This is a genomic window from Phytoactinopolyspora alkaliphila (assembly GCF_010550695.1).
Lineage (GTDB): Bacteria > Actinomycetota > Actinomycetes > Jiangellales > Jiangellaceae > Phytoactinopolyspora > Phytoactinopolyspora alkaliphila.
This window is the reverse complement of the sequence record NZ_JAAGOB010000003.1, coordinates 15,697-36,132: the sequence shown is the minus strand read 5'-3', so window position 1 is coordinate 36,132 and position 20,436 is coordinate 15,697. Positions and strand designations below refer to the sequence as shown.

Below are 20,436 nucleotides of genomic sequence, written 5' to 3'. Positions count from 1 at the left end.
CTATCCCTTCACTGCGGCTTGACCGACGCCCCGGAAGAACTGGCGCTGCAAGAACACGAACAAGGCCAGCACCGGAATGATCGAGATGACCGTCCCCGCCGCAACCAGGCGCTGGTCCGCGGAGAACTGGTTCTCCAGGAACACCAGTCCCACCGTGAGCGTGAAGTTCTGCGGATCACGCAGTACGATCAGCGGCCACAGGAAGTCATCCCAGGCGAACATGAACGAGAAGATCGCCACCACCGCGAGAGAGCCACGCACCGACGGCAATCCGATCCGCCAGAACGTCTGCCACTCGCCCGCGCCGTCGACTCGCGCTGCCTCTTCGACCTCGCGGGGCAGGGCGAGGAACGCCTGGCGCATGATGAAGATGGACAGCACGCTGATCGCGAGCGGGAGCATCGCGCCGGCCAGGGTATTGATCAGCCCGAGACCGCGAGTCACCAGGAACACCGAGATCATGATCACTTCGAACGGAATGATCAGGGTAGCGATCATCGCAGCGAACAGCGCGTTCCGGCCCCGGAACCGCATCCGCGCGAGGGCGTATCCGGCCATCGCCCCGAACAGGCAGTTCGTGAGCGTCACCGCGGTGGCGACGATCGTGGAATTGCCCAGGTAGCGCCATAGCGGGATCGCTTCAGCCACTCGCGCGTAGTTGCGCAGCGTCGGCTCATCCGGAACGAGCTGGGGAGGGAAGGCGAAGATGTTCTCGCCCAGGCCCTTGAGAGACGTCGACACCTGCCACGCGAACGGTCCGACGGTGACGGCGAGCACCACCAGCAGCAGAACGTAGCGGCCGCCGATGCCGGCCGCCACCCTCGCCTTCGTGCCGCGCTGCGCCGGGGACGCGACGGAGCGGGGCCGGCCGGCCTTGGGCGGTTGCCGTGTGGTCGCGCTCATGCTTGCGCTCTCTTCCTGGTCAGGCGGCCGGCAAGCACCGTGAACACCAGCACCAGGGCGAACAGGACAATGCTCATCGCCGAGGCGTAACCCATCTCCAGCCCGACGATTCCCCGCTCGTAGATGTACGGCACGAGTGTCTGGCTGGAGCGTCGCGGGCCGCCGCCGGTGAGTACGAACACCTCGGTGAACACCTTGATCGCGCTGATCGCCGCCAGCGTGGCGACCAGGACCATGGTGGGGCGCAGCAACGGGACCGTGATCGACCACAGCCGGCGGAATGCCCCGGCCCCGTCCACGGTGGCGGCCTCGTGCAGTTCCTCCGGCACGTTCTGCAACCCGGCCAGATAAATGATCATGTAATAGCCGAGCCCCTTCCACACGGTGACGAACATGACGCTGATCAGCGCCAGCGCCGGGTCGGTCAACCAGCCCACCGGCTCGTTGAGGATCTGCAGCCGGATCAGGACCCAGTTGAACAGTCCGTCCGAGCGCAGCATCCATCCCCAGAGCAACGCGGCGACCACCATCGACGCGACCACCGGCGAGAAGAAGACAGTCCGGAAGAAGGACATGCCGGGCAGCTTCGCGTTGACGAGTACGGCGAGCAGAAGCGGGAGGATGACCAGGAGCGGAACGACGCCGATGGTGAAGACCGCGCTGTTCTTCAGTGCGTTCCGGAAGAACGGATCCCCCGCGAGCCGGACGAAGTTGTCGAGCCCGGTGAACGAACCGCCCCGGATCGCGTGCGCGTCCGTCATGGACAACACTCCGGTGTTCGCGATGGGCCACCAGTAGAAGACCCCGAGCACCAGCAGCGAGGGCAGTAGAAACAGCCATGGCACATACCATCGGCGACCGATCACGCCGTCACGCCCCTCTTCACCGCGTCCGTCCTTACCCTCATTGGTTGCGGCGATCCAGAATGTCGTTGACCTCGGCTTCCGCTGCCTCGAGTGCCTCTTCTGGGGTCAGCTGCCCCAGGATCGCGCCCTGGACGTTGGAGATCACCGCCTGGTTCACCTCGTCGTCGACCACCACCGGGCGCAGGTTCTCCGCCTGGGGCAGTTGCTCCGCGGTGATCCGGATGGCCTCGGCGACCATCGAGTCCTCGCCCTCCCGCGCGGTGAAATGCTCGTCCTGCAGGGCAGCGGTCACGCTGGGGAAGATCAATACCTCACGGGCGAAGTCGAGCTGGTTCTCACCGTTGGTCATGAATGCCGCGAACTCCAGGGCCAGGTCGCGGTTGTCCGTGCTCGCGGGGACCAGTAGGCCCATCACCGACATTCCGGTGACGCCTCGCTCGCCGGTGATCTGCGGGCCCACCATGGTGGCTTCAGCGATGTCCGGAGCGTTCTCCTCGATGATGTTGAGGAAGTTCGGGCCACTCGGGAACAGTGCGATCTGGCCGCCCTGGTACGCCTCAATCTCCTGCCGGTGCCCTTCGGTGACGGAGTCGGCGGAGATGGCGCCGTCCTCGTACAGGGCGCGCAACTCGGCGACGTGGGCGACGGCCTCCGGCGTGTTGAACGTCGCCGCGGTGGCATCCGGGTCGGTGATCTCGACGCCGCGCTTGCGGAGGTCCGTGATGAAGCGGTTCTCCAGGGCCAGGTGCATGCCGTGCGCGCCGGTCTGCTCGGCGACCGTCCTCGCTGCCGCGAACAGTTCCTCGAAGGACTCCGGCGCGGCCTCCCGGTCCAGGCCGGCCTCCTCGAAGAGGTCCGCGTTGTACATGGTCAGTTCGCTGGTCAGGTACCACGGAAACCCGTAGGCGCCTTCGTGTCCCGGGTACCGGAAGCTGTCCCACGCGCCTGGAATATAGCTCTCCCGGACATCGCCTGCGGCCTGGTCGAGGTCGATGAACGTACCTTCGTTCGCCAGCGGATAGGCCAGGTCAGGATTGAGATTCATGACATCGGGGAGCTCTCCGGCGCTCGCGTCGGCGAGCAGCCGTTCCGTTGCTCCTTCGAACGGCAGGTCGACCCAGTTGACCGTCACGCCGTCGTGCAGCGCCTCGAAGTCGGCGATCACGGCGTTGATGTAGTCGTCGAAGTCCGGGGAGAGCTGCAGGGTGGAGAAGGTGATCTCGCCGGACAACTCGGCCGGCTCACCCGAGTCCGGCGTGGTCTCTGCCTGGTCCGGATCACCGGATTCTCCGTCGCTCAGCCCGCAAGCGCCGAGGACGACGACGAGACCGGCGGCCAGCGCGCACCGTGCACCGGTGGTGATGGCAGTCATATCCAACCTCCAAAGGTCTGGTCATATGGGACCACTTCCGTGGAATGGTAGTCTTTTATCGTCCTGTGTCAATACCAATCATCCAGTGGTATTGAAGTGGAGTTGCCACTCAACCCACGAAGAGACCAAACTGCTCATCAAGAAGGCTCGAACCGGTGGAAGGCGGGGCATGACGGCGAACCCCCGGAAGCACGAGATGGTCCGTGACCGAATCCTCGATCTCCTCGAGGGCCTCGCTCTCGGCGCCGCCATCCCGGCCGAGCGGGCGCTCAGCGACCAGCTCGGTGTTTCACGAGTCACCGTGCGCAGGGCAGTCGACGATCTCGTTCGGGACGGCTATCTAGAGCGACGGCAGGGCAGCGGCACGTACGTGGCCCAATCCAAGCTGGCTCAACCCCTGACCGCGTCGTCGTTCACGGCCGACATGGAACGCCGCGGCCTGCGCCCGTCCAGCCGGCTCCTCACGGTGGCCAGAATCCCGGCGGGAGCGCCGCTCTCCTGGCGGCTCGGTATCGATCCGGACGACGAGGTGATCCAGCTGCGCCGGTTGCGGCTCGCCGACGACGAGCCCCTGGCGATCGAGACCGTGCATATGCCCGCACACCTGGTCCCGGGCCTGCCGGAAGAGGAACTGGAGCGCCGTTCGCTGTACCAGGTCCTGAGTGAGCGCTACGAGCTCCGGATCGCGTCGGGCACGCAAACCATCGAGCCGACGATGACCAACGACGAGGAATCGGCCATCCTCGACATCCCCACCGGCTCGCTGGCCTTCCTCTGCCGGCTGACGACGGCGATCTCGGATGGCAGAGTGATCGAGTACACCCGCGGCCTCTATCGGGGAGATCGGTACGTCCTCACCGCGGAACTGCAGCCGTCACCGAATGGCGACGGTCTGGCGTATCCGGCTCGTGCCGTGTTGTCCGCGGCGGTCGCCTCGCCGATCCGATGACCGGACATGTGGTGGTGGTCGACGCCGGACGGTCGAGCTGCCGGGCGGCGGCGTCGGCAGATGGATCGGTGATCAGGCCCGCAGCTGTCACACCGGGGTTGCCGCTGATCGCGGCCGAGAACGGCATATCCACGGTCGCCGATGCCCTGACCCGAGCCGTGCTCGCGATCAGTCGAGAGCCGGCTGTGGTCGCCGCGGGACTCACCGGCCTGTTCGAACGGATGGACAGTGCCCCGGAGCTGGCCGCCCGCCTCCGCGCCGCCACCGGCGCCGGACGGGTTCTGATCACGGGGGACGTCGTCACGTCACATGCCGGCGCGCTCGGTGGCCGGCCGGGCGTCGTCGTCGCAGCCGGCACGGGCACCGTGGCACTCGGGGTAGGACACGACGGCAGCTGGGCGCGCGTCGACGGGTGGGGGTTCGCCGTCGGCGATGCGGGCAGTGGGTACGACATCGGCAGAGCAGGCCTGGCGGCCGCACTCCGGCACCACGATGGACGGGGCGGTTCAGCTCATCTCGCCGAACTGGCGCAAGCACGTTTCGGCCACCTGGACCGGCTCACGGCGACCCTGTACTCCGTCGGGAATCTGGCCGGCACAGTGGCCGCCTTCGCCGCGGATGTCGCTGCCGCCGCACGAGACGGGGATGACACCGCCCGGCTCATCTGGCACAACGCCGCGCACGAGCTGGCCAGGACTGCGATTGCCGCCGCGGAACGAGTGCGAGGAGACGGCGACAGCGTCCAGGTGAGCTCGACCGGTGCACTGTTCAAGGCCGGCGATCTCCTGGAGATGCCATTCCGGCAGTTCCTCGCCGCCCGATGCCCCTATGCGGTGCCGGTGCCCGCCTCCGGTGACGCGCTCGACGGCGCAGCCCTGCTCGCCGCCGGCCACGCGGACGCACTCAGCGCAGGGGTCGTCACCGCCTGACACCATCGGCAAACACGGGCGGGGTAGCGGGTGGGTTGAGCATGTAGCGGGTGTTGGCCCACACCACGTACAGCAGGGGCGAACAGACCACCAGCAGCCCGATCGCCGGCTTGAGCAGCGCGATCCCGACAGCCAGGGCGAGCACGGCCAGGTTCATCGCCACCAGGTACCAGCGGCGCGCCAGCAGGTAGATGCTCGGCCGCACCAGATCCCGCAACCGCGCGTCCGGCCGTTCGACGACCATCACGACGACGCCGACCACGACCGCAACCACCAACAACGACGTCGTCACGAAGAAGGGCACCAAGGCCCCGCCCCACGCGGTGCGCGCGAGGACGACGCCGTCGACCAGCAAGGCGGTCACGATCGCCGAGCCCGCGACCCACACGCCCAGTGCCCGGCGCGCCGCGGAGCGGTAGGCCGTCCAGAACGGGCGCAGCACCGTCGAGCCGCCGCCGTCGCTAAGTTCCCTGAAGCAGCCGAACGCTCCCGCCAGCGCAGGCGCACACACCGCCGACAGTGCAAGGAAGAACGGCCACGATGCGACCGGGTCGCGCACGATCGCCAGCGCCACCAGCAGCGGTGAACAGGTCGCGGCCAGCAGAAGGTTGACCATCAGGCCGACGTACACGGTGCCGAAGATGTTCTCATACGTGCTCTGCGCAGCCGGCCGCATCAGGGCGTGGACCACGCCACCACGCGTGTCCGTACCGTCCGGCTCGTCGCCGGAATCCCATGTCCTGCCCTGCCACGCTCCGTGCTCGCCGCTGTACCGCTGCGCACCCGCGGTCGTCCCCATCGCGCTCACCCCTTCAGGCCCGTCGTCGCGATGCCGCGGATGAAGTACCGCTGGCCGAGCAGGAAGATGACGACGATCGGCAGGACCGAGATGACGGCGCCGGTCATGATCATCGCGTAGTCGGCGCTGTACTGTCCGATGAACGACCGCAGTCCCAGCTGGACGGTCCACAGCTCATTGCTGGTCAGATAGATGAATGGCCCCATGTAGTCGTTCCACGTGTTGACGAACGTCAGCAGCGCCAGACTGGCCAGAGCCGGCTTGGACAGCGGCAGCATGATCCGGAGGTAGATGCTGTACTCGCTGAGGCCGTCGATCCGGGCCGCCTCGACCAGCTCGTCCGGGATCGACATGTAGTACTGGCGCATCAGGAACACCCCGAACGCGCCGAACGCCTGCAGCAGGATGATCGACCAGAACGTGTTGGTCAGGCCGGCTTCCTGCATCATGATGTACTGCGGCACCATGTATGCCTGCCACGGCACCGCGATGGTCGCGATGTAGGCGACGAACAGGGCATCGCGTCCCGGGAAGCGCACTTTGGAGAAGCCGTAGGCGGCGAAGCTCCCGGTGAGCACCTGCAGGAAGGTGATGGTGATCGCGAGGAACGCCGAGTTCCGCAGGTACGTCACCATCGGGATGCGGTCCCAGATCTCGACGAAGTTCGACCATCGGAACTCGTCCGGTATCCACTGGATGGGAACGGTGAAGACCTCGTTGTTGCGCTTCAGCGACGACGAGATCATCCACGCGAACGGCACCAGCACCAGCAATGCGGCAACTGTCATGACGATGTACGTCGCCGCCTTGCGGATCAGGTGCCTGTCGCGGCGCGCCCGCACCGCCGTTGCCGGCGTCTTCCCCGGCGCCACCGGCGAGGCCGGAGACGCAGCGTCAGGCATGGCGGTCATCAGGCCTTCCTCCGTTCATTGAGGCGAAACTGGAAGACCGTCACGGTCAGCACGATGAAGAACAGCACCAGCGCGATCGCCGACGAGTAGCCGAAGCGGCCCTCGCGGATCCCCTCCCGGTAGATGAGCTGGGCGAGCACCAGCGTGCTGCGACCCGGCCCGCCGTCGGTCATGACCACGATCAGATCAAGGATCTTGAAGCTCTGGATGGTCAGCATGACGACGACGAAGAACGTCACCGGCCGCAGGCCCGGGAGCGTGACGTGCCAGAACCGCTGCCACGCGTTGGCCCCGTCCACCCGTGCGGCCTCGTAGTACTCCTCGGGGATGGTCTGCAGACCGGCGAGGTAGAGCACCATGTAATACCCCATGTCCCGCCACACGCTGGTGATGATGACGGCGGGCATCGCCCAGTCGGTGCTGGCGGTCCAGCCCGGCGGGTTGGCCATCCCCAGCGTCTCCAGGATCTGATTCACCGGCCCCAGCGTCGGGTTGAACATCATGTTCCACACCACGGCGACGGCGACCAGGGAGGTGATGTACGGGAAGAAGGCGGCGGTGCGGAAGAACTGCACACCGCGGATCTTCCGGTTCAGCACGATCGCCAGCGTCAGAGCGGCGACGAGTGTGAGCGGGATATGGCCACCGGCGTAGAAGAACGTGTTGAACAGGGCGACCCTGAAGTTCTCGTCCCCGAGCATCCGCCGGAAGTTGTCCAGCCCTACCCACTCCGGCGAGCCGAACGAGTTCCACTCCATGAACGCCAGGACGAACGCGGCAGTCACCGGGACGAGGGTGAAGAGCGCGAAGCCGACGAAGTTGGGCAGGATGAAGCTCCACCCTACGAGCGTGTTCCGCCTGACCTGACGGCTTCTGCCCTGGCGACGCGGCGGCCGGCCCCGTTCCGAGGGCGCCGGCCTGGCGGCGTCAGGCTGAGTCGTTACATGAGACATGTGGTCCTCTCCGGCCTCGCCCCGCTGATCATCAACGGATGGCCACGGTGGCACGTGGGTGTGGCTCCTCGTTGACGATCAGCGGGTGGAACGCGACGCGAGATGTCCTAACGGACCTCGCTGTCGACCCGGTCCCCCATCGTGGCGATGCCGTCCTCGATCGACTTGTCGCCGACCATGATCAACTGGTGTTCCTCGTTGAGGATGGTGTCGATGTCCGACGTGGTCTCGCTGACCGGCATCTCCAGCTCGACGACGTCCGGCTCGAACGCCGTCCTGGACAGGTCGTCTTCAGGCATGCCGTCGAGGGCGAAGTACGCATCGGTGATCGCCGAGTTCTGCAACGCCGGGACGACCCCCACCTCGGCGATCGCCTTGGCGCCTTCCTCGCTGGCAGCGAACTCCACGAACATCTTGGCGGCGTCGGCGTGCTCGGCGTTCTCATTCACCGCGAAGGCGGTGGGCGAGCCGAACGTCACGACCTCGCTGGAGTCCGGACGCTGCGGCATCGGAGCGATCCCCCAGTCGACGTCCGTGTCACCGTTCGCCGCCGCCGCGAGGACCCCGGAGATATACCAGGTGCCCATCGGCATCATGGCGGTCGCCTCGGTCTCGAACATGTTCCGGTAGTCGGCCTGTTGTGCGACGGCCGTACCGAAGTCGAGCGCGAAGCCGGAGTCCTGCACTCCAAGCGCCATCTCGTACTGGTCGGCGAAGAACGAGTAGTCGCCGCCCAGCTGGTCACCGCCTGTCTGCGCCGCGGAGATGGCCTGGATGACCGAGCGCCACGTGTGGTGGTAGGTCCCGTACACCTTCTCGCCGCCTTCGCCCGATGTCAGCTGCTCGGCAAGCTGGACGTACTCGTCCCAGGTGATGTTCTCCGGATAGTCGAGCCCAGCCGCGTCGAACATCCCCTTGTTGTAGTAGAGCAGCCAGAAGTCCTGTCGATACGGCATCGCGTAGTACGAGCCGTCGATGTCGTAGGCGTCGAGGCCGGCGAGGTCCGACGTGTCCGTGGACCCCACCAGGTCACTGATGTCCATGAGCTGCCCGCGGTTGGCGTAGCGCGAGTAGCCGATGACGTTCTTCATGGTCAGCACGTCGGTCTTATCACCGCCGGCCAGCATCGCCGTGAGCTTGTCGTCGTAGTCGTCCGCGAGAATGTCGACAGGCTGGATCGTGATATTCGGGTTGGCTTCCTCGAATGCGTCGAACATCGCTCGGAACTCCGGCGTGGTATCCATGTTCCACACCGACACGGACAGTGTGACATCGCCGTCCCCGGCCGACGCGCTGTCTCCGTCGCCGCCTTCATCTCCGCCACACGCGGTCACAGCGAGCGCCAGCGCCAGCGCGGCTCCGATCGCCCCCCGCCGGTGCACACCCATTGCCAGCTTTCGTCGCATGTTCCGATCTCCTCTCGTCAGGTCTCGTCCCCGAAACCTGTGATCTGTGTCTGGACGTGCCTGTTCAGCTCGTGCTGCCCGGAAGGTCCTCCGGCGTCGACGCAGGCAGTTCGGTCTCCGTACGGACGCCATCCGGCCAGACGACATGCACCCGGCCAATGACGTGCTCGACGTGAAATTCCGGCAGGACAGCGGTCTCGGCGCTGCCCGCGTTTCCGGCGCTTCCAGCGTCGTCGGCGCTTCCGGCATCGTGGGTGTTGCCCGTGCGGCCCAGAAGTCCGACGCCGACGACGACCCACCGGCCGGCCCGCACGGGGCCGGACACCCAGGGCGTCCGGCTGTACGTGCCCAGCGGGCCGGCGTCTTCCTCGGTGTACACGCCCGCGTCGTCGAACCCGTCGTCCGCGACGAGCAGGGATGCCAGCCGCCGGGACCACACGGCCGCCGTCACCGTACCGGCTCCCCCGGTCGCCTCTGCGGGGTCGGTTCGAGGGTTCTCGTCGTCATCCGCCAATGCCCAGCCGCCCACGCGCAACCGCACCGCCACCGCGGCCGCACCCGGATCACCGGGCAGATGGTCGACGCGCACGCAGCGCACCTCCCAGCTGCCACGCACCACCGAGACGGTGGTGACGGCCGCGGCGTCCTGGGCCACACCGGAACGGCCTGACCCGTGGTCGCGCTGACCAGGGGCCGCATCCACCCAATGAGCACGGGCGGTGGACGCTCCGACGGCGTGCCGTGCGCCGCCGTCTCCGCGGACCTCGGTGAGAAGCGTGCGCATCCCTGTGCGGTGAGTGGCCCTGCCGCGGGCGTCGAGCAGAACGACCGCTTGGTCGACGGGTGATTCCCACGCCTCCGCGGACAATGACGGGGCGGTCGCGGTCGAGTACCCCAGCCGGGCGTACAGCGGCGAGTCAGCGGCGCCGGAACCGAGGACGTGGTGGTCGGTGCCGTGGTTCACCACGCGCACGACTCCGTCGGCGCAGGTTCCGCTGACCAGCCAACCGGGCGCTTCGGCCACCCACACCTCGTCATCGCTTTCGGCCGGCAGGCGCTCCTCGCTCGCCGTCCACACCGGATGATCGGCGGGAAGCGCCAGGCCCAGCATGCCTTTGGCCGCCCAGTACGGCGAACCTGGCCCGGAATAGCTCTGCGCGAGCCGCCGCCATTCGTGGTGCCAGCCCAGCGTCAGCAGGCCACGCTCGTCCGGCGAGCCGCGCTCGGCGAAATGTGCGACGACGCCCGACGCGGCCCGGCGCAGCTGGCCCAGGGAGGGGGACGTCGCCGGAGGATTTCCGTCCACCGCACCCGTTCCGGCGCCCACGCCCGCGATCGCACCCACCCAGAGCGGGGCGGCGGCGGCGAATCGGTAGGTGAGGCTGCGCCCCTGGATCAGCGGCGATCCGTCCGCACCGATCAGGCGGATGTAGTCCCGCAGGAATCGTGCAAGCCGGTTGCGGTCGGTCTCCTGGCGCGCGGTGGCAACCCGGGTCAGCTCGTCGCCGCCGTCGGCCACGCCACGCATCCGGGACCACAGGATCGGATACAGGTGTAGCGCCCAGCCGCAGTAGTGGTCGAAGGAGCGCTCGTCACCGTCGGCGTACCAGCCGCCCGACCGGTAGAACGACTCGTGCGCGTCGACGTCGGCCGTGACATCGTCGAGCGACCACGCGCCTCCCACGGAACGGAGGAACGTCTCGACGACCACCCGGAACCACACCCAGTTGCATCGCGGATAGTCGTCGTCCCCGACCACGGTAGCGAGGTAGTCGACCACTCGCTCCTGCGCTCCCGGCGGCAGCCGGTCCCAGATCCACGGCCGGGTCAGGTCCAGGATCAGCGCAATCGACGCGGCTTCGACCTTGGCCTGGCCATGCTCGTCCGGCCGGGGCCAGCGCTCAGCGGACCCCGGATCGGTTCCCGTCATCAGGCCTTCGGCGTACCACTCGGCCAGGCCGGGCAATCCGGCCGGATCCGCACCGCCTTCGCCGGCCAGCCGGAAGCCGGCCAGGAGGAATGTGCGAGCGAACCCTTCCAGCCCGTCCACGTCACTGCCGTAGCCGCCTGCGTCTCCGGGCGGGGTGATCCGGGCATGGCCGGGCGAGGCATACGGCCGAACCGCCGCCAGCATCCGGTCGGCTAGCAGAGCCCAGTCCGCGCGGGCCCAGCCGGTGATCGGAGCCGTAGTGTCTCGTCTTGCATCTCTCGTCGCGGTCATGCGCTCAGCCTCAGTTCGTCGGCCGTGACCGGTGCCCGGGGCGGCAATCCGGCCAGATAGCGCTCGAGCTCGTCGAGCGCGCTGTCACTCATCCGCCGGGTCTCCGAGCCCAAGGAGCCGGCGATGTGCGGCGTGATCATCACGTTGGGCAGGTCGAAGAGAATCGAATCGACGGGGAGCGGCTCTGGATCGGTGACGTCGAGGATGGCGTCGATCCGCTGGGAAGCGCATTCCCGAGCTAGAGCGTCCGTGTCGATCACCGATCCGCGTGCGGTGTTGATCACCGTCGCACCGTCGCGAAGGAGGGCGAGCTCAGCGGCGCCGATCAGGTGCCGGGTGGAGGGCAGTTCCGGGAGGTGCAGCGACAAGATGTCGCAGGCTCGCAGCAGTTCGGGCAGCTCGACGAGCCGCCCTCCGGCATCGGCTACCTGCGCCTTGTCCGCGTAGGGATCGGTGACGAGCACGTCCACCTCGAGGCTGCGCAGCCGCTCGAGGACGCGCTGGCCGACCCGCGAGTACCCCACCAGGCCCACGACGCGTCCACGGTTAGAGAGCCCGTCCCGGCCGCTGCCCAAGGTCCAGTCGCTTCGATGCTCCCGCGGGTTGCGAGCGAGGAACGGCGCCCTCTTGCCGGCGAAGACGATCGCGGCGAAGGTGTACTCGGCGACCGGGATCGCGTTCTCGTCCGCGGCGCTCGTGACCAGGATGCCGCGCTGCCACAGATCATCGCTCACGAGCGGGCGAACCGTGCCGGCGCAGTGGAAGACCGCCCGCAGCCGCGGGGCCGCGGCCAGCCGCTCGGCCGTCAGGATGGGACAGCCCCATGAGGTGATGAGCACCTCCACCTCCCGTAGCCGTGCCCTGACGTGAGGCGCGTCCATGTCGTCGGCCCACACCGGCTCACCGAGTCCGGCCAGCGACCGCAACCGGCCGAGTTGCTGCTCGTGGAACTGGGCGGCGAAACTCCCGCCGTCCATGAGCAGCAGTGCCTGCGGCCGTCGTCGTTGTCTCACCGGTGGAGGTCTCCTCGTGGCATCAGATCAGCCCGTCGATCATTGGCGATCATTTATGTTCGTTCGAACGTAGTGGATGAGTAAACTCGGCGAACGCACTGGGCGTCAAGGGCTTGAAATAATCAATTGTGATCAGTCATGATCGGACGACCGATCTGCTGCTGAGGAGGCCGTCATCCGTCGTCACGCGCCGAACGTCGGGCCTCTGCTGGCCGCGTGGGGCTCCGCAGCAGGTGCGGACGCACTTGCCGAGACGCTCCTGCCTGCGGCGGAAGCCCTGCCGGGTCCGGCATACAATGCCGCCGCATGGACGAAGGCGGATCCCGCCACCATGCGGCGCCTCCGGGGTCAAGCCGAATCCGAGCTCGGTACGGCGTGGCCGCAGCCACGCGCGTCCCAATACACCCGGTTCTTCCGGGACGGCAGTCGCACTGCGTGGGAAGAACAGGTCTTCGCCAGGCAGGAACGTTTGAGCCGCGCCGTGGTGCTGGCCGCCGCCACCGGCGACGACGTCTGGGTGGACGAGGCCGCGGACGGGCTCGTCCTGCTGTGCGAGCAGACCTCATGGTGCTGGGCCGCGCACGAGGGGTCGTGCTCGGCGGGGGGCAACGTGCTGCCCGACATCGACACGCCGTACCTCGACCTGGGAGCGGGAGATGTGGCCGCCCAGCTCGCCTGGGCCGATCACACACTCGGCGCCGGCCTGAACACCCGGTACCCGGGGCTGCGGGAACGGATCCGGCTTGAGGTGAGCCGTCGCGTGATCCAGCCGTTTCTGCGCCGCACGGACTGGCACTGGCTCGGACTCGACGGAGACGTACACAACTGGTGCCCGTGGATCTGTGGAAACGTGCTCGTTGCCGCGTTGAGGCTCGCGGAGGACGATGACGAGCGGGTCCGGGCGGTCGCGTGGGCGGTTCAAGGCCTGGACCGCTACCTCGGGGCGCTCCCTGCCGACGGTTCCATCGACGAGGGATACGAGTATTGGTGGAACGGAGCCTGCCGGGCGCTGGAGGCGCTGGACGTCCTCGCGCATGCCACAGGCGGGGTTCTGGACGCGGCCGACGTGCCCGTGGTCCGGCAGACGGTGGCGTTCCCGCACCGGATGCACATCGGCGGCCACTGGTACGTCAACGTCGCCGACGCGTCGGCGAAGCCGCACGCCGACCAGCCGTGGCACGTGCCCTACCGGTGGGCTCGCCGGGTCGGCGACCGCTCGGCTGCCGCTCATGCCGTGTCGTACCGCGATCCGGGTGAGCCGGCGTCGAAGAGCCGGGAACTGGGACGGCTGCTGAGCGCACTTCACGACCCGGATTGGGTCGCCGCCGTTCCGTCCCCACCCCCGCTGATCGGCAGCGTGTGGCTCTCCGGCACTCAGCTGGGCCTGGCTCGTGAGGACGCCGGCAGCCGGCGCGGGCTGACGCTGGCGGTCAAGGGCGGGCACAACGCGGAGCACCACAACCACAATGACGTCGGCTGTGTCATGATCGCCGTGGACGGCGTGCCAGCCGTGGTCGACGCCGGACGGCCCACCTATACCGCGCAGACCTTCAGCCGGGACCGGTATGCGATCTGGACCATGCAGAGCAGCTGGCACAACGTTCCCGAAGTGCTCGGGATGCCGCAGAGCCCTGGTGCCGAGTTCCGTGCCCGGGAGGTGAGCGTCGCCGACGAGGATGCCCGCTTTCGGGTGCGGCTTGAGCTCAGCGCCGCCTATGCCGTCCCACAGCTCGAACACTGGTGGCGAAACGCCACGCTTGACCGCGAAGCTCAGCGGGTGATCATCGAGGACACGTGGGCATACTCCGGCGCGAGTGTCACCGGCTCCTCCACGATGCACTATCTCCTCGCCGGTGAGATAGAAGTCCCGGCCCCGGGGCGGGTCGTCGTCCGGCCCCTCGACCACGCCCGCCCGCTAGTGCTCACCTGGGACCCCGGCCGGGCGACCGGTACCACCGAAACCCGAGTCCTGGACGACCCGATGCTCGTCCGTGTCTGGGGCGCCCATGTGACCAGGCTCGCGCTACACGCTCCCGCCGGCTCGCACGGCGTAGTCACGCTCACCGCGGAGGTCCATGCATGACGTCGCCCCCACCGCCGGTTCTCCTCCCTGAAGAGCGGCGCGAGCGCGTGCTCGAGACGCTGCATCGCCGTGGCACCGTGCGGGTGAACGACTTGGCCGAGGCCCTGGGGGTCACGCCCATCACGGTGCGCCGGGACATCGCGCTGCTGGCCGAGCAAGGACTCCTGCGCCGGGTGCACGGCGGAGCGACCGTGCGCGACGACCCATCAGCGGGCGACGGCGCGGCCACGGCGGTGCCGGGCGGTCAACCCGGCGCGTCGCCCACCAACGGCGGCGGTGACCCGGGACTGCACCTGACCATGGGAATGGTGGTGCCGTCCCTGGACTATTACTGGCCTGACGTCATCCGCGGCGTACGGGAAGCCGCCGCGGCCTCCGGAGTCCGGGTCGTGCTGCGGGGAGCCACCTACGAAGCCGCCGACGAGCGCCGCCAGCTGGCGAGGCTGGTCGAGGCGGTGGGTGTCGACGGCTTGCTGGTGGCACCCACCACGAGTGGCCCTCAGGGTGAGGAACTGGTGCGCTGGCTCGAGTCGGCGCCGGTCCCGGTGGTGCTCGTTGAGCGTGCCGTCTCCGTCGGGCCCTACCACGAGGCGATGGAATCGGTGGTGAGCGACCACACGCTCGGCGCCGAGGCGGCAGTGCGGCACCTGGCCGGACTCGGCCATCGCCGGGTCGGCCTCACCACGACGGTCGGCAGTCCGACGTCGCGACATGTGCGCCGCGGCTGGCGGGACGCCTGCGAGGAGCTCGGGCTGCCGCACGAGGGTGTCCCCGACATCCACACTCTCGATCACCGTAGTCCCAGCTGGTCCGCGACGGTCGACGAGATCCTCGACGTGTGCCTGGACACGGGGACGACGGCGCTGCTTGTGCACTCGGATCCGGAGGCGATCTCCCTGGTTGAGCGGTGCCAGGAACGCGGCATCGACGTCCCTGGGCAACTCTCGGTGCTTGCCTACGACGACCAGGTGGCCGCTCTCTGCGATCCTCCGCTCACCGCTGTGCGGCCGCACCGCGAGGCGATCGGCCGGGCGGCCGTCGACCTGCTCGCCGCCCGCCTGCGCGACACGACGGGTGACCGGGCCGCGCATCGTGTGGTCATCGGGCCACGGCTGGTGGTGCGGCAGTCCACCACCGCGCCGCCCGTGACCTGAGCCGAGCCACTCCCGGGGTTCAGTCATGGGCGAATGTCCGTGCTCGGCTGCCCTGCAGCGCGCCTTGTGTGATCAGCCAGGGCGGGCGAATGCCTGAGTGACGTCGAGAATGGCACGTCGCGCCCGCTCGGCGCCGAGCTCAGCCACGACCGCGTGCAGGTGCTCAGCCGACACCATGGCGAGAATCGCGTGGGCGAGCGCGTCTGCGTCGGCTCCCGGGTGCACGGCCGCCAGCAGCACGGCCGTGTGGCGGTGCCAGAACCGATAGGCACCGATGCGGTATCGGGCACCTGGAGCGGCCGTCTCGGACATCCGTACCAGGTCCAGATGATCCAGCACGTAGTCGAGGTATGCGTCGAGAAACGCGTACAACCTGCTCGCCGGCGCGGGCACCTCGCCGCCGTCTCCCGGGCCCAGCGGCGCGGGACCGGTCAGGATCGCCTCTTGGAGCTCGCGTTCCCGCTTGTCGAGCAACGCCACCGCGAGACCAGCCTTGTCACCGAACCGCCGGAAGAGCGTGCCCTTGCCGACTCCGGCCGCGGTCGCTATCGCGTCCATGGAGACGTTGTCGACTCCGTGCTCGGCGAACAGTCTGGCCGCAGACTCCAGGACCACCGCCCGGTTCCGTGCCGCGTCGGCGCGCTCAGTAGGGGGTGACGTGCGCAACACCAGGAGTTCGTCGGCGCCTCTGGCATAACCGGACTGCGGTCCGGTACCTTGGTCCATAACCGGACTGTAGTCCAGTTCTACCGCCAACGCGACTCCGCATGCCTCGCGAGTCGCCGACCAAGGGAAGCGCCACATGACCACCTTGCTGCACGTCTCTGCCTCGCCCCGGGCCCAGGCGTCGGAATCCCTCGCCCTCGCGGGTGTCTTTCTCGACACCTATCGCGAAATCCACCCGGAGCACACCATCGAGCACTGGGATCTCTGGGACGGCTCGCTGCCCGCGTTCGGACCCGCCGCCACGGCGGCGAAGATGGCGGTCTTCGGTGGGCAGGAGTTCGACGAGGACCAGGCGGCCGCTTGGCGGACCGTTAAGTCAGCGTTCCAGCGGTTCAACAGCGCGGACCGCTACCTGTTCAGCGTCCCGATGTGGAACCACGGCATTCCGTACGTCCTCAAGCAACTCATCGACGTGGTGAGCCAGCCGGGCCTGGCGTTCAGCTTCGACCCGGACACCGGGTATACGGGACTGCTCGAAGGGAAGAAGGCCGCCGTCATCTACACCGGCGCCGTTTACGGCGAGGGGCGAGGAGCCGCGTTCGGCAGCGACTTCCAGGCACCGTACGTGCGGACGTGGTTGCGCTGGGCCGGTATCAACGAGATCGAGACCGTCGAGTTCCGGCCGAATCTCGTCACCGCCGATGCTGGCTCTGGACGACGATCCGCTGAGGCGGACACACGCGAGCTCGCGAAGAGGTTCTGAGGCGGCACCGCCACGGTAGACGCGGGCCCCGGTCCGCCACTCCCTGGCAGAGCGCGGGCTCGGGCTCATCCACTACGCCGTTCCGACCGCCCATGACGACGAGCTGCACCCCATCGGGCGTCGGTCACAGCAAGGCCTACTCGACACGCTCTCGACGGTGGAACAAGAGACCCTGGTCTCACGCCTGCGACGCGCCCTTGAGGCCAACGACACCGCACGGCAGGGCGGCCAGACCCGGTGACGCGTGCCGCGGGTCAGACGGCGGTGCCGCGCCCGCGGTACGGCAGCACGACGATCCACTCCGCGCTGGCTTCCAGTGCCCGCGGGTCCAGATTGGACAGAGCACCGACCTCGGCCAGGGACGCATAGCCGCGCCGCGCCTCACGCCCGGCGACGAAAGCCTCGGCGGTGGCCGGGTCGAGACTCAAAACGCTGGCGATGCCACCGGCGCTGGCATTGTTCAGGTCGACGAGCCCGCCGTCGGCATAGCTTCCCGGCACATCCGGCTGGCCGATGCCCAGCTCGAGAGCCATGGCGGGGTCGTTCACCGCGATCTCCCGGGCCTGCCCGCGGCGTTCCCGGTTCCGCAGGACCTCTTCGATCGCGGGATCGACGTCAGGCGTCGGGCGACCGAACATGATCCGTCGCCCGGCGGCCGCGGCGGCCACACCGCCCCCTGCGGTGGCGATGAGCAGGCCGCCGAAGCCGGCGCCGCTCGCGTCCATCGCCATCGCCGTGATCACCGTTCCGGACGCGACGACGAGCAGTACCAGGGTGAGCAGCCAGCCTGATGTCCGCGCCCGCCAATACACCTGCGCGGCGGGGATGAAGGACAGGAAACTCAGGCTGATGACCGGGATCAGCGTCCACACCGCCTGCGTGACGAACCGCACGATGCCAGGAGCCGACTCGAGACTTCCTCCGGTACTCCGGTTGCTCACGCCCCAAGAGTGCCACAAGCACTGTGGTCAATGGCCGGCGTGGTCACCCGCCGGCACGCCCGCGTACGCGGAGCCGAGCGCAACACCGAGTGGGCGTACCACGTCACCATCGCGGAAGTGCAGGCGGAGGGCACCGACCACAGCCTCCGCACGCGCCCTCGCCGCCGGGCCGGCCGGATCCACGGTGACGATGTGGCCCAGGTACGCGTCGTTGTCGCGCGGGCGACGGGCGGCGGCCGGCGTCGGGATCTCCCAGCGCAGCACCCTGGGATCCGCGTCCAGCGACTCCACTCCGCTCACCCGCTCGAGGACGCCGTCCCGCGGAGACATCACGAACACGACAGCGGCGCTGGCGGCTGGCGCCTGGCGGGCCGGCACCAGTGCGCTTGACAAACCGGGCTCGCTCGCTCCGCTCAGGTCCGGCATCCGGCCGAGCGCGAGCTCGACGAGCATCTGCAGCGGGTGAGTCCCGGTCACCAGATGGACGAGGTCGAAGATGTAGCCACCGGCCTGCCGGGGATTGACCTCGATCAGCCGCGGACCGTCCGCGGTGATCATGATCTCGATGTGGCTGAGGCCGTGGGTGAACCCGATGGCATCGAGCGCGTCTGCCGCGAACGCCTCCACCTGCCTGGCGACACGCGGTGCCAGGCGGGCCGGAAACATGTGCCCAGCCTCCACACAGGCGGGTGGGGCGGTCACGCTCTTGTCGGTGATCCCGATGATCGTGGTGGCGCCCTCGAAGGTCAGCGCCTCGACACTCACTTCTTCGCCGCTCAGCTCCTCCTCCACCAGCAGGAGCCGACGAAGGGGCTGGCCACGGGTATTGCTTTCGACGCCGTTCACACACCAGAACGCGTCCTTGAGGGCCGCCTCGTCCCGGATCCGCTCGACCGCCGTTCCGGCATTGAGATCGACCGGTTTGGCGATCACGGGCATCCCGATCCGGTCCGCCGCGGCCCGGGCATGGTTCCAGTCGGCAGCCACGGCAAAGGCGGGATTGGGCAGGCCGGCCTCGTCCAGGGCCACCCTTACCAGGTGCTTTTGGGTGGCCCGACGCATCACGTCCGGCGGTGCGCCGGGCAACCCGAGAAGACGGGCAACTGTCGCCACGGTGCCGAGGTAGTAGTCACACGTCGTCAGCACGCCGTCCACCCGGCGGCGACCTGCGATCTCGCGCGCGGCCGCGCACACGGCGTCGTCGTCATTGGTGTCGGCGACCACGACCTCGCCGGCGAAGCCCAGGACGGGGTGCGGATCTCCTCCGGGACCCGGCGGATAGAGACCGGGATCCTTGGTGACCAGGACATAGTCGTGGCCCAATCGCCGAATGATCGGGGGCAGGCACCGGCCGGTCGAATGCAGCCAGCTCTCCACCATCAGCAGAGTCGCCACGTCACGCCCCCGCCCCGCCCTGGGCCGGCAACCGAGTCCCGGTGAACGGGCGTGACCTCGGCACGGGGACGGGCCACGATCACGGAGTTGATGACGTCGTCGTCGGGATGGACCACATCCAGGACGTCGAAACCGGACCAGGACTCGACCTCGGCTTCCGGATAAAGCAGCGTTCGCAAACCGCGGGCACTGCGCATCAGGAGAATGCATTCCGGATCCATTCTGGGCCTCAGCGTTCGCAACATGGCGGCCTTCTCCGCGGACGTCGTGCCGACCAGCGCGGCGATGACCACGGCGTCGTACCCGGACAGATCGGCATCGGCGGCATCCACGTGGTGGAAACGGAGCCCGCCCGCGTTCAGCGCGGCGGTCAGCCGGCGCGCCGCGGAGATCGCGCTCGCGTCGCAATCGATGCCGTCCACCCGTGCCTCCAGGTTCTGGGCGAGAAACAGCGAGCTCAGCGGCAGTGGCCCGGAGCCGACGAAGGCGACCGAACCGAGTGGCCGCCGAGCCGCCGCACGCAGGACCGTGGCCTCCAGCTGACTCAGCCGCCGGTAATTGTCTAGGTACGGAAACAGGGCGAGCTCGTTCTCAGGCCGCCGGCCGGCCACGATGCGGGCGGCCCATTCCCGCTCGAGTTCCGTTTCACCGCGAGCGCACAGCTCTCTCAGCCGAGGCGCGAGAGCGTCGACGACAGGGTCTTCAAGCACGTCGTTCGCACATGCGTCCGGCGTGCCGACGACGAGTTCCACCAAGCGGCGGAACAGATCGTCTACGTCCGAGCCAGGCCGCAGGTCGGCGCAGGCGGCGAGCCGCTGATAGATCGAGCACAGGGACGCCACGGTCTCCGCGGCAGCCGGGAGGGCGGCCGGAATGGCCGCCCGCGTGGCGGCCGGCAGCGTGTCGAGCAGCGTCATCACGCCACCCCGTTTTCCGGCGTCGCGCCCGCGCGCGCATCGTCACCGCAAGAAGTTACGGGCGAACGGTGCAGGAGAGGGTAGACAAGGACAAGATTGGTTATGAGATTCATGTTCATCGCGCTTCATGGTGCCATAGGCCGGGCCGCGCCGCCGCTCATTCGGGCCGGTTTCCGCCGAACAGCCGCCGGGACG

At 68.3% G+C, this 20,436-nt stretch carries 18 protein-coding genes; 5 read left to right on the top strand and 13 right to left on the bottom strand.

Annotated elements, in window-relative coordinates:
* The 3 genes from G1H11_RS06190 to G1H11_RS06180 are packed head-to-tail and all read right to left on the bottom strand — an operon-like array spanning position 1 to position 3,141.
* Positions 1-903 (bottom strand): carbohydrate ABC transporter permease, encoded by a 903-nt coding sequence (locus tag G1H11_RS06190; RefSeq protein ID WP_163817190.1) that lies wholly within the window; start codon positions 901-903, stop codon positions 1-3.
* A complete protein-coding gene (locus G1H11_RS06185; RefSeq protein ID WP_163817188.1) occupies positions 900-1,769 on the bottom strand; it encodes an ABC transporter permease subunit in 870 nt (289 codons plus the stop codon). The genes G1H11_RS06190 and G1H11_RS06185 overlap by 4 nt, the downstream gene beginning before the upstream one ends.
* A gap of 37 nt (positions 1,770-1,806) precedes the next feature.
* Positions 1,807-3,141 (bottom strand): ABC transporter substrate-binding protein, encoded by a 1,335-nt coding sequence (locus tag G1H11_RS06180; protein ID WP_163817186.1) that lies wholly within the window; start codon positions 3,139-3,141, stop codon positions 1,807-1,809.
* Positions 3,142-3,310: 169 nt separating this feature from the next.
* On the opposite strand from G1H11_RS06180, the gene G1H11_RS06175 reads away from it, so the two are divergent.
* A complete protein-coding gene (locus G1H11_RS06175; RefSeq protein WP_163817184.1) occupies positions 3,311-4,090 on the top strand; it encodes a GntR family transcriptional regulator in 780 nt (259 codons plus the stop codon).
* Complete coding sequence (locus G1H11_RS06170) at positions 4,087-5,019, top strand: N-acetylglucosamine kinase (RefSeq protein ID WP_163817182.1); 933 nt, start codon at positions 4,087-4,089, stop codon at positions 5,017-5,019. The genes G1H11_RS06175 and G1H11_RS06170 overlap by 4 nt, the downstream gene beginning before the upstream one ends.
* Here the strand turns inward: G1H11_RS06170 and G1H11_RS06165 are convergent.
* The 6 genes from G1H11_RS06165 to G1H11_RS06140 all read right to left on the bottom strand — a co-directional run bounded on the left by G1H11_RS06165 (position 5,009) and on the right by G1H11_RS06140 (position 12,286).
* Entirely contained in the window at positions 5,009-5,818 is an 810-nt protein-coding gene (locus G1H11_RS06165; protein WP_163817180.1) for a YesL family protein, read from the bottom strand. The two genes, G1H11_RS06170 and G1H11_RS06165, sit on opposite strands and share 11 nt — an antisense overlap.
* 5 nt (positions 5,819-5,823) lie before the next feature.
* The gene (locus tag G1H11_RS06160) at positions 5,824-6,729 is read right to left on the bottom strand and encodes a carbohydrate ABC transporter permease (protein ID WP_163817178.1); all 906 of its coding nucleotides are present in this window, start codon (positions 6,727-6,729) and stop codon (positions 5,824-5,826) included.
* On the bottom strand, positions 6,729-7,682 hold the full coding sequence (locus G1H11_RS06155; protein WP_163817176.1) for a carbohydrate ABC transporter permease: 954 nt from the start codon (positions 7,680-7,682) through the stop codon (positions 6,729-6,731). Before G1H11_RS06155 ends, G1H11_RS06160 begins: the two co-directional genes overlap by 1 nt.
* A gap of 107 nt (positions 7,683-7,789) precedes the next feature.
* On the bottom strand, positions 7,790-9,088 hold the full coding sequence (locus G1H11_RS06150) for an ABC transporter substrate-binding protein (protein ID WP_216843495.1): 1,299 nt from the start codon (positions 9,086-9,088) through the stop codon (positions 7,790-7,792).
* A 64-nt stretch (positions 9,089-9,152) separates the two neighbouring features.
* Positions 9,153-11,309 carry a DUF2264 domain-containing protein gene (locus G1H11_RS06145; protein ID WP_163817174.1) on the bottom strand — a complete coding sequence of 719 codons (2,157 nt, stop codon included), beginning with the start codon at positions 11,307-11,309 and terminating at the stop codon, positions 9,153-9,155.
* Entirely contained in the window at positions 11,306-12,286 is a 981-nt protein-coding gene (locus G1H11_RS06140; RefSeq protein WP_163817810.1) for a hydroxyacid dehydrogenase, read from the bottom strand. The genes G1H11_RS06145 and G1H11_RS06140 overlap by 4 nt, the downstream gene beginning before the upstream one ends.
* Positions 12,287-12,653: 367 nt before the next feature.
* Between G1H11_RS06140 and G1H11_RS06135 the strand changes: the two genes are divergently transcribed.
* Complete coding sequence (locus G1H11_RS06135) at positions 12,654-14,405, top strand: heparinase II/III family protein (protein ID WP_163817172.1); 1,752 nt, start codon at positions 12,654-12,656, stop codon at positions 14,403-14,405.
* Positions 14,402-15,559, top strand: coding sequence for a substrate-binding domain-containing protein (locus G1H11_RS06130; RefSeq protein WP_163817170.1), 1,158 nt, complete (start codon positions 14,402-14,404; stop codon positions 15,557-15,559). The genes G1H11_RS06135 and G1H11_RS06130 overlap by 4 nt, the downstream gene beginning before the upstream one ends.
* A gap of 72 nt (positions 15,560-15,631) precedes the next feature.
* Here the strand turns inward: G1H11_RS06130 and G1H11_RS06125 are convergent, their stop codons facing one another.
* On the bottom strand, positions 15,632-16,285 hold the full coding sequence (locus tag G1H11_RS06125) for a TetR/AcrR family transcriptional regulator (RefSeq protein WP_163817169.1): 654 nt from the start codon (positions 16,283-16,285) through the stop codon (positions 15,632-15,634).
* Positions 16,286-16,361: 76 nt separating this feature from the next.
* On the opposite strand from G1H11_RS06125, the gene G1H11_RS06120 reads away from it, so the two are divergent.
* The gene (locus G1H11_RS06120; RefSeq protein ID WP_163817167.1) at positions 16,362-16,988 is read left to right on the top strand and encodes an FMN-dependent NADH-azoreductase; all 627 of its coding nucleotides are present in this window, start codon (positions 16,362-16,364) and stop codon (positions 16,986-16,988) included.
* A 254-nt stretch (positions 16,989-17,242) separates the two neighbouring features.
* Here G1H11_RS06120 and G1H11_RS26905 read toward each other — a convergent pair whose 3' ends face one another.
* The 3 genes from G1H11_RS26905 to G1H11_RS06105 are packed head-to-tail and all read right to left on the bottom strand — an operon-like array spanning position 17,243 to position 20,241.
* Entirely contained in the window at positions 17,243-17,929 is a 687-nt protein-coding gene (locus tag G1H11_RS26905) for a helix-hairpin-helix domain-containing protein (RefSeq protein ID WP_163817165.1), read from the bottom strand.
* 27 nt (positions 17,930-17,956) lie between these two features.
* The gene (locus tag G1H11_RS06110) at positions 17,957-19,324 is read right to left on the bottom strand and encodes an ATP-grasp domain-containing protein (RefSeq protein ID WP_163817163.1); all 1,368 of its coding nucleotides are present in this window, start codon (positions 19,322-19,324) and stop codon (positions 17,957-17,959) included.
* Positions 19,309-20,241, bottom strand: coding sequence for a nicotianamine synthase family protein (locus tag G1H11_RS06105; RefSeq protein WP_163817161.1), 933 nt, complete (start codon positions 20,239-20,241; stop codon positions 19,309-19,311). Before G1H11_RS06105 ends, G1H11_RS06110 begins: the two co-directional genes overlap by 16 nt.
* Positions 20,242-20,436: the final 195 nt, after the last annotated feature.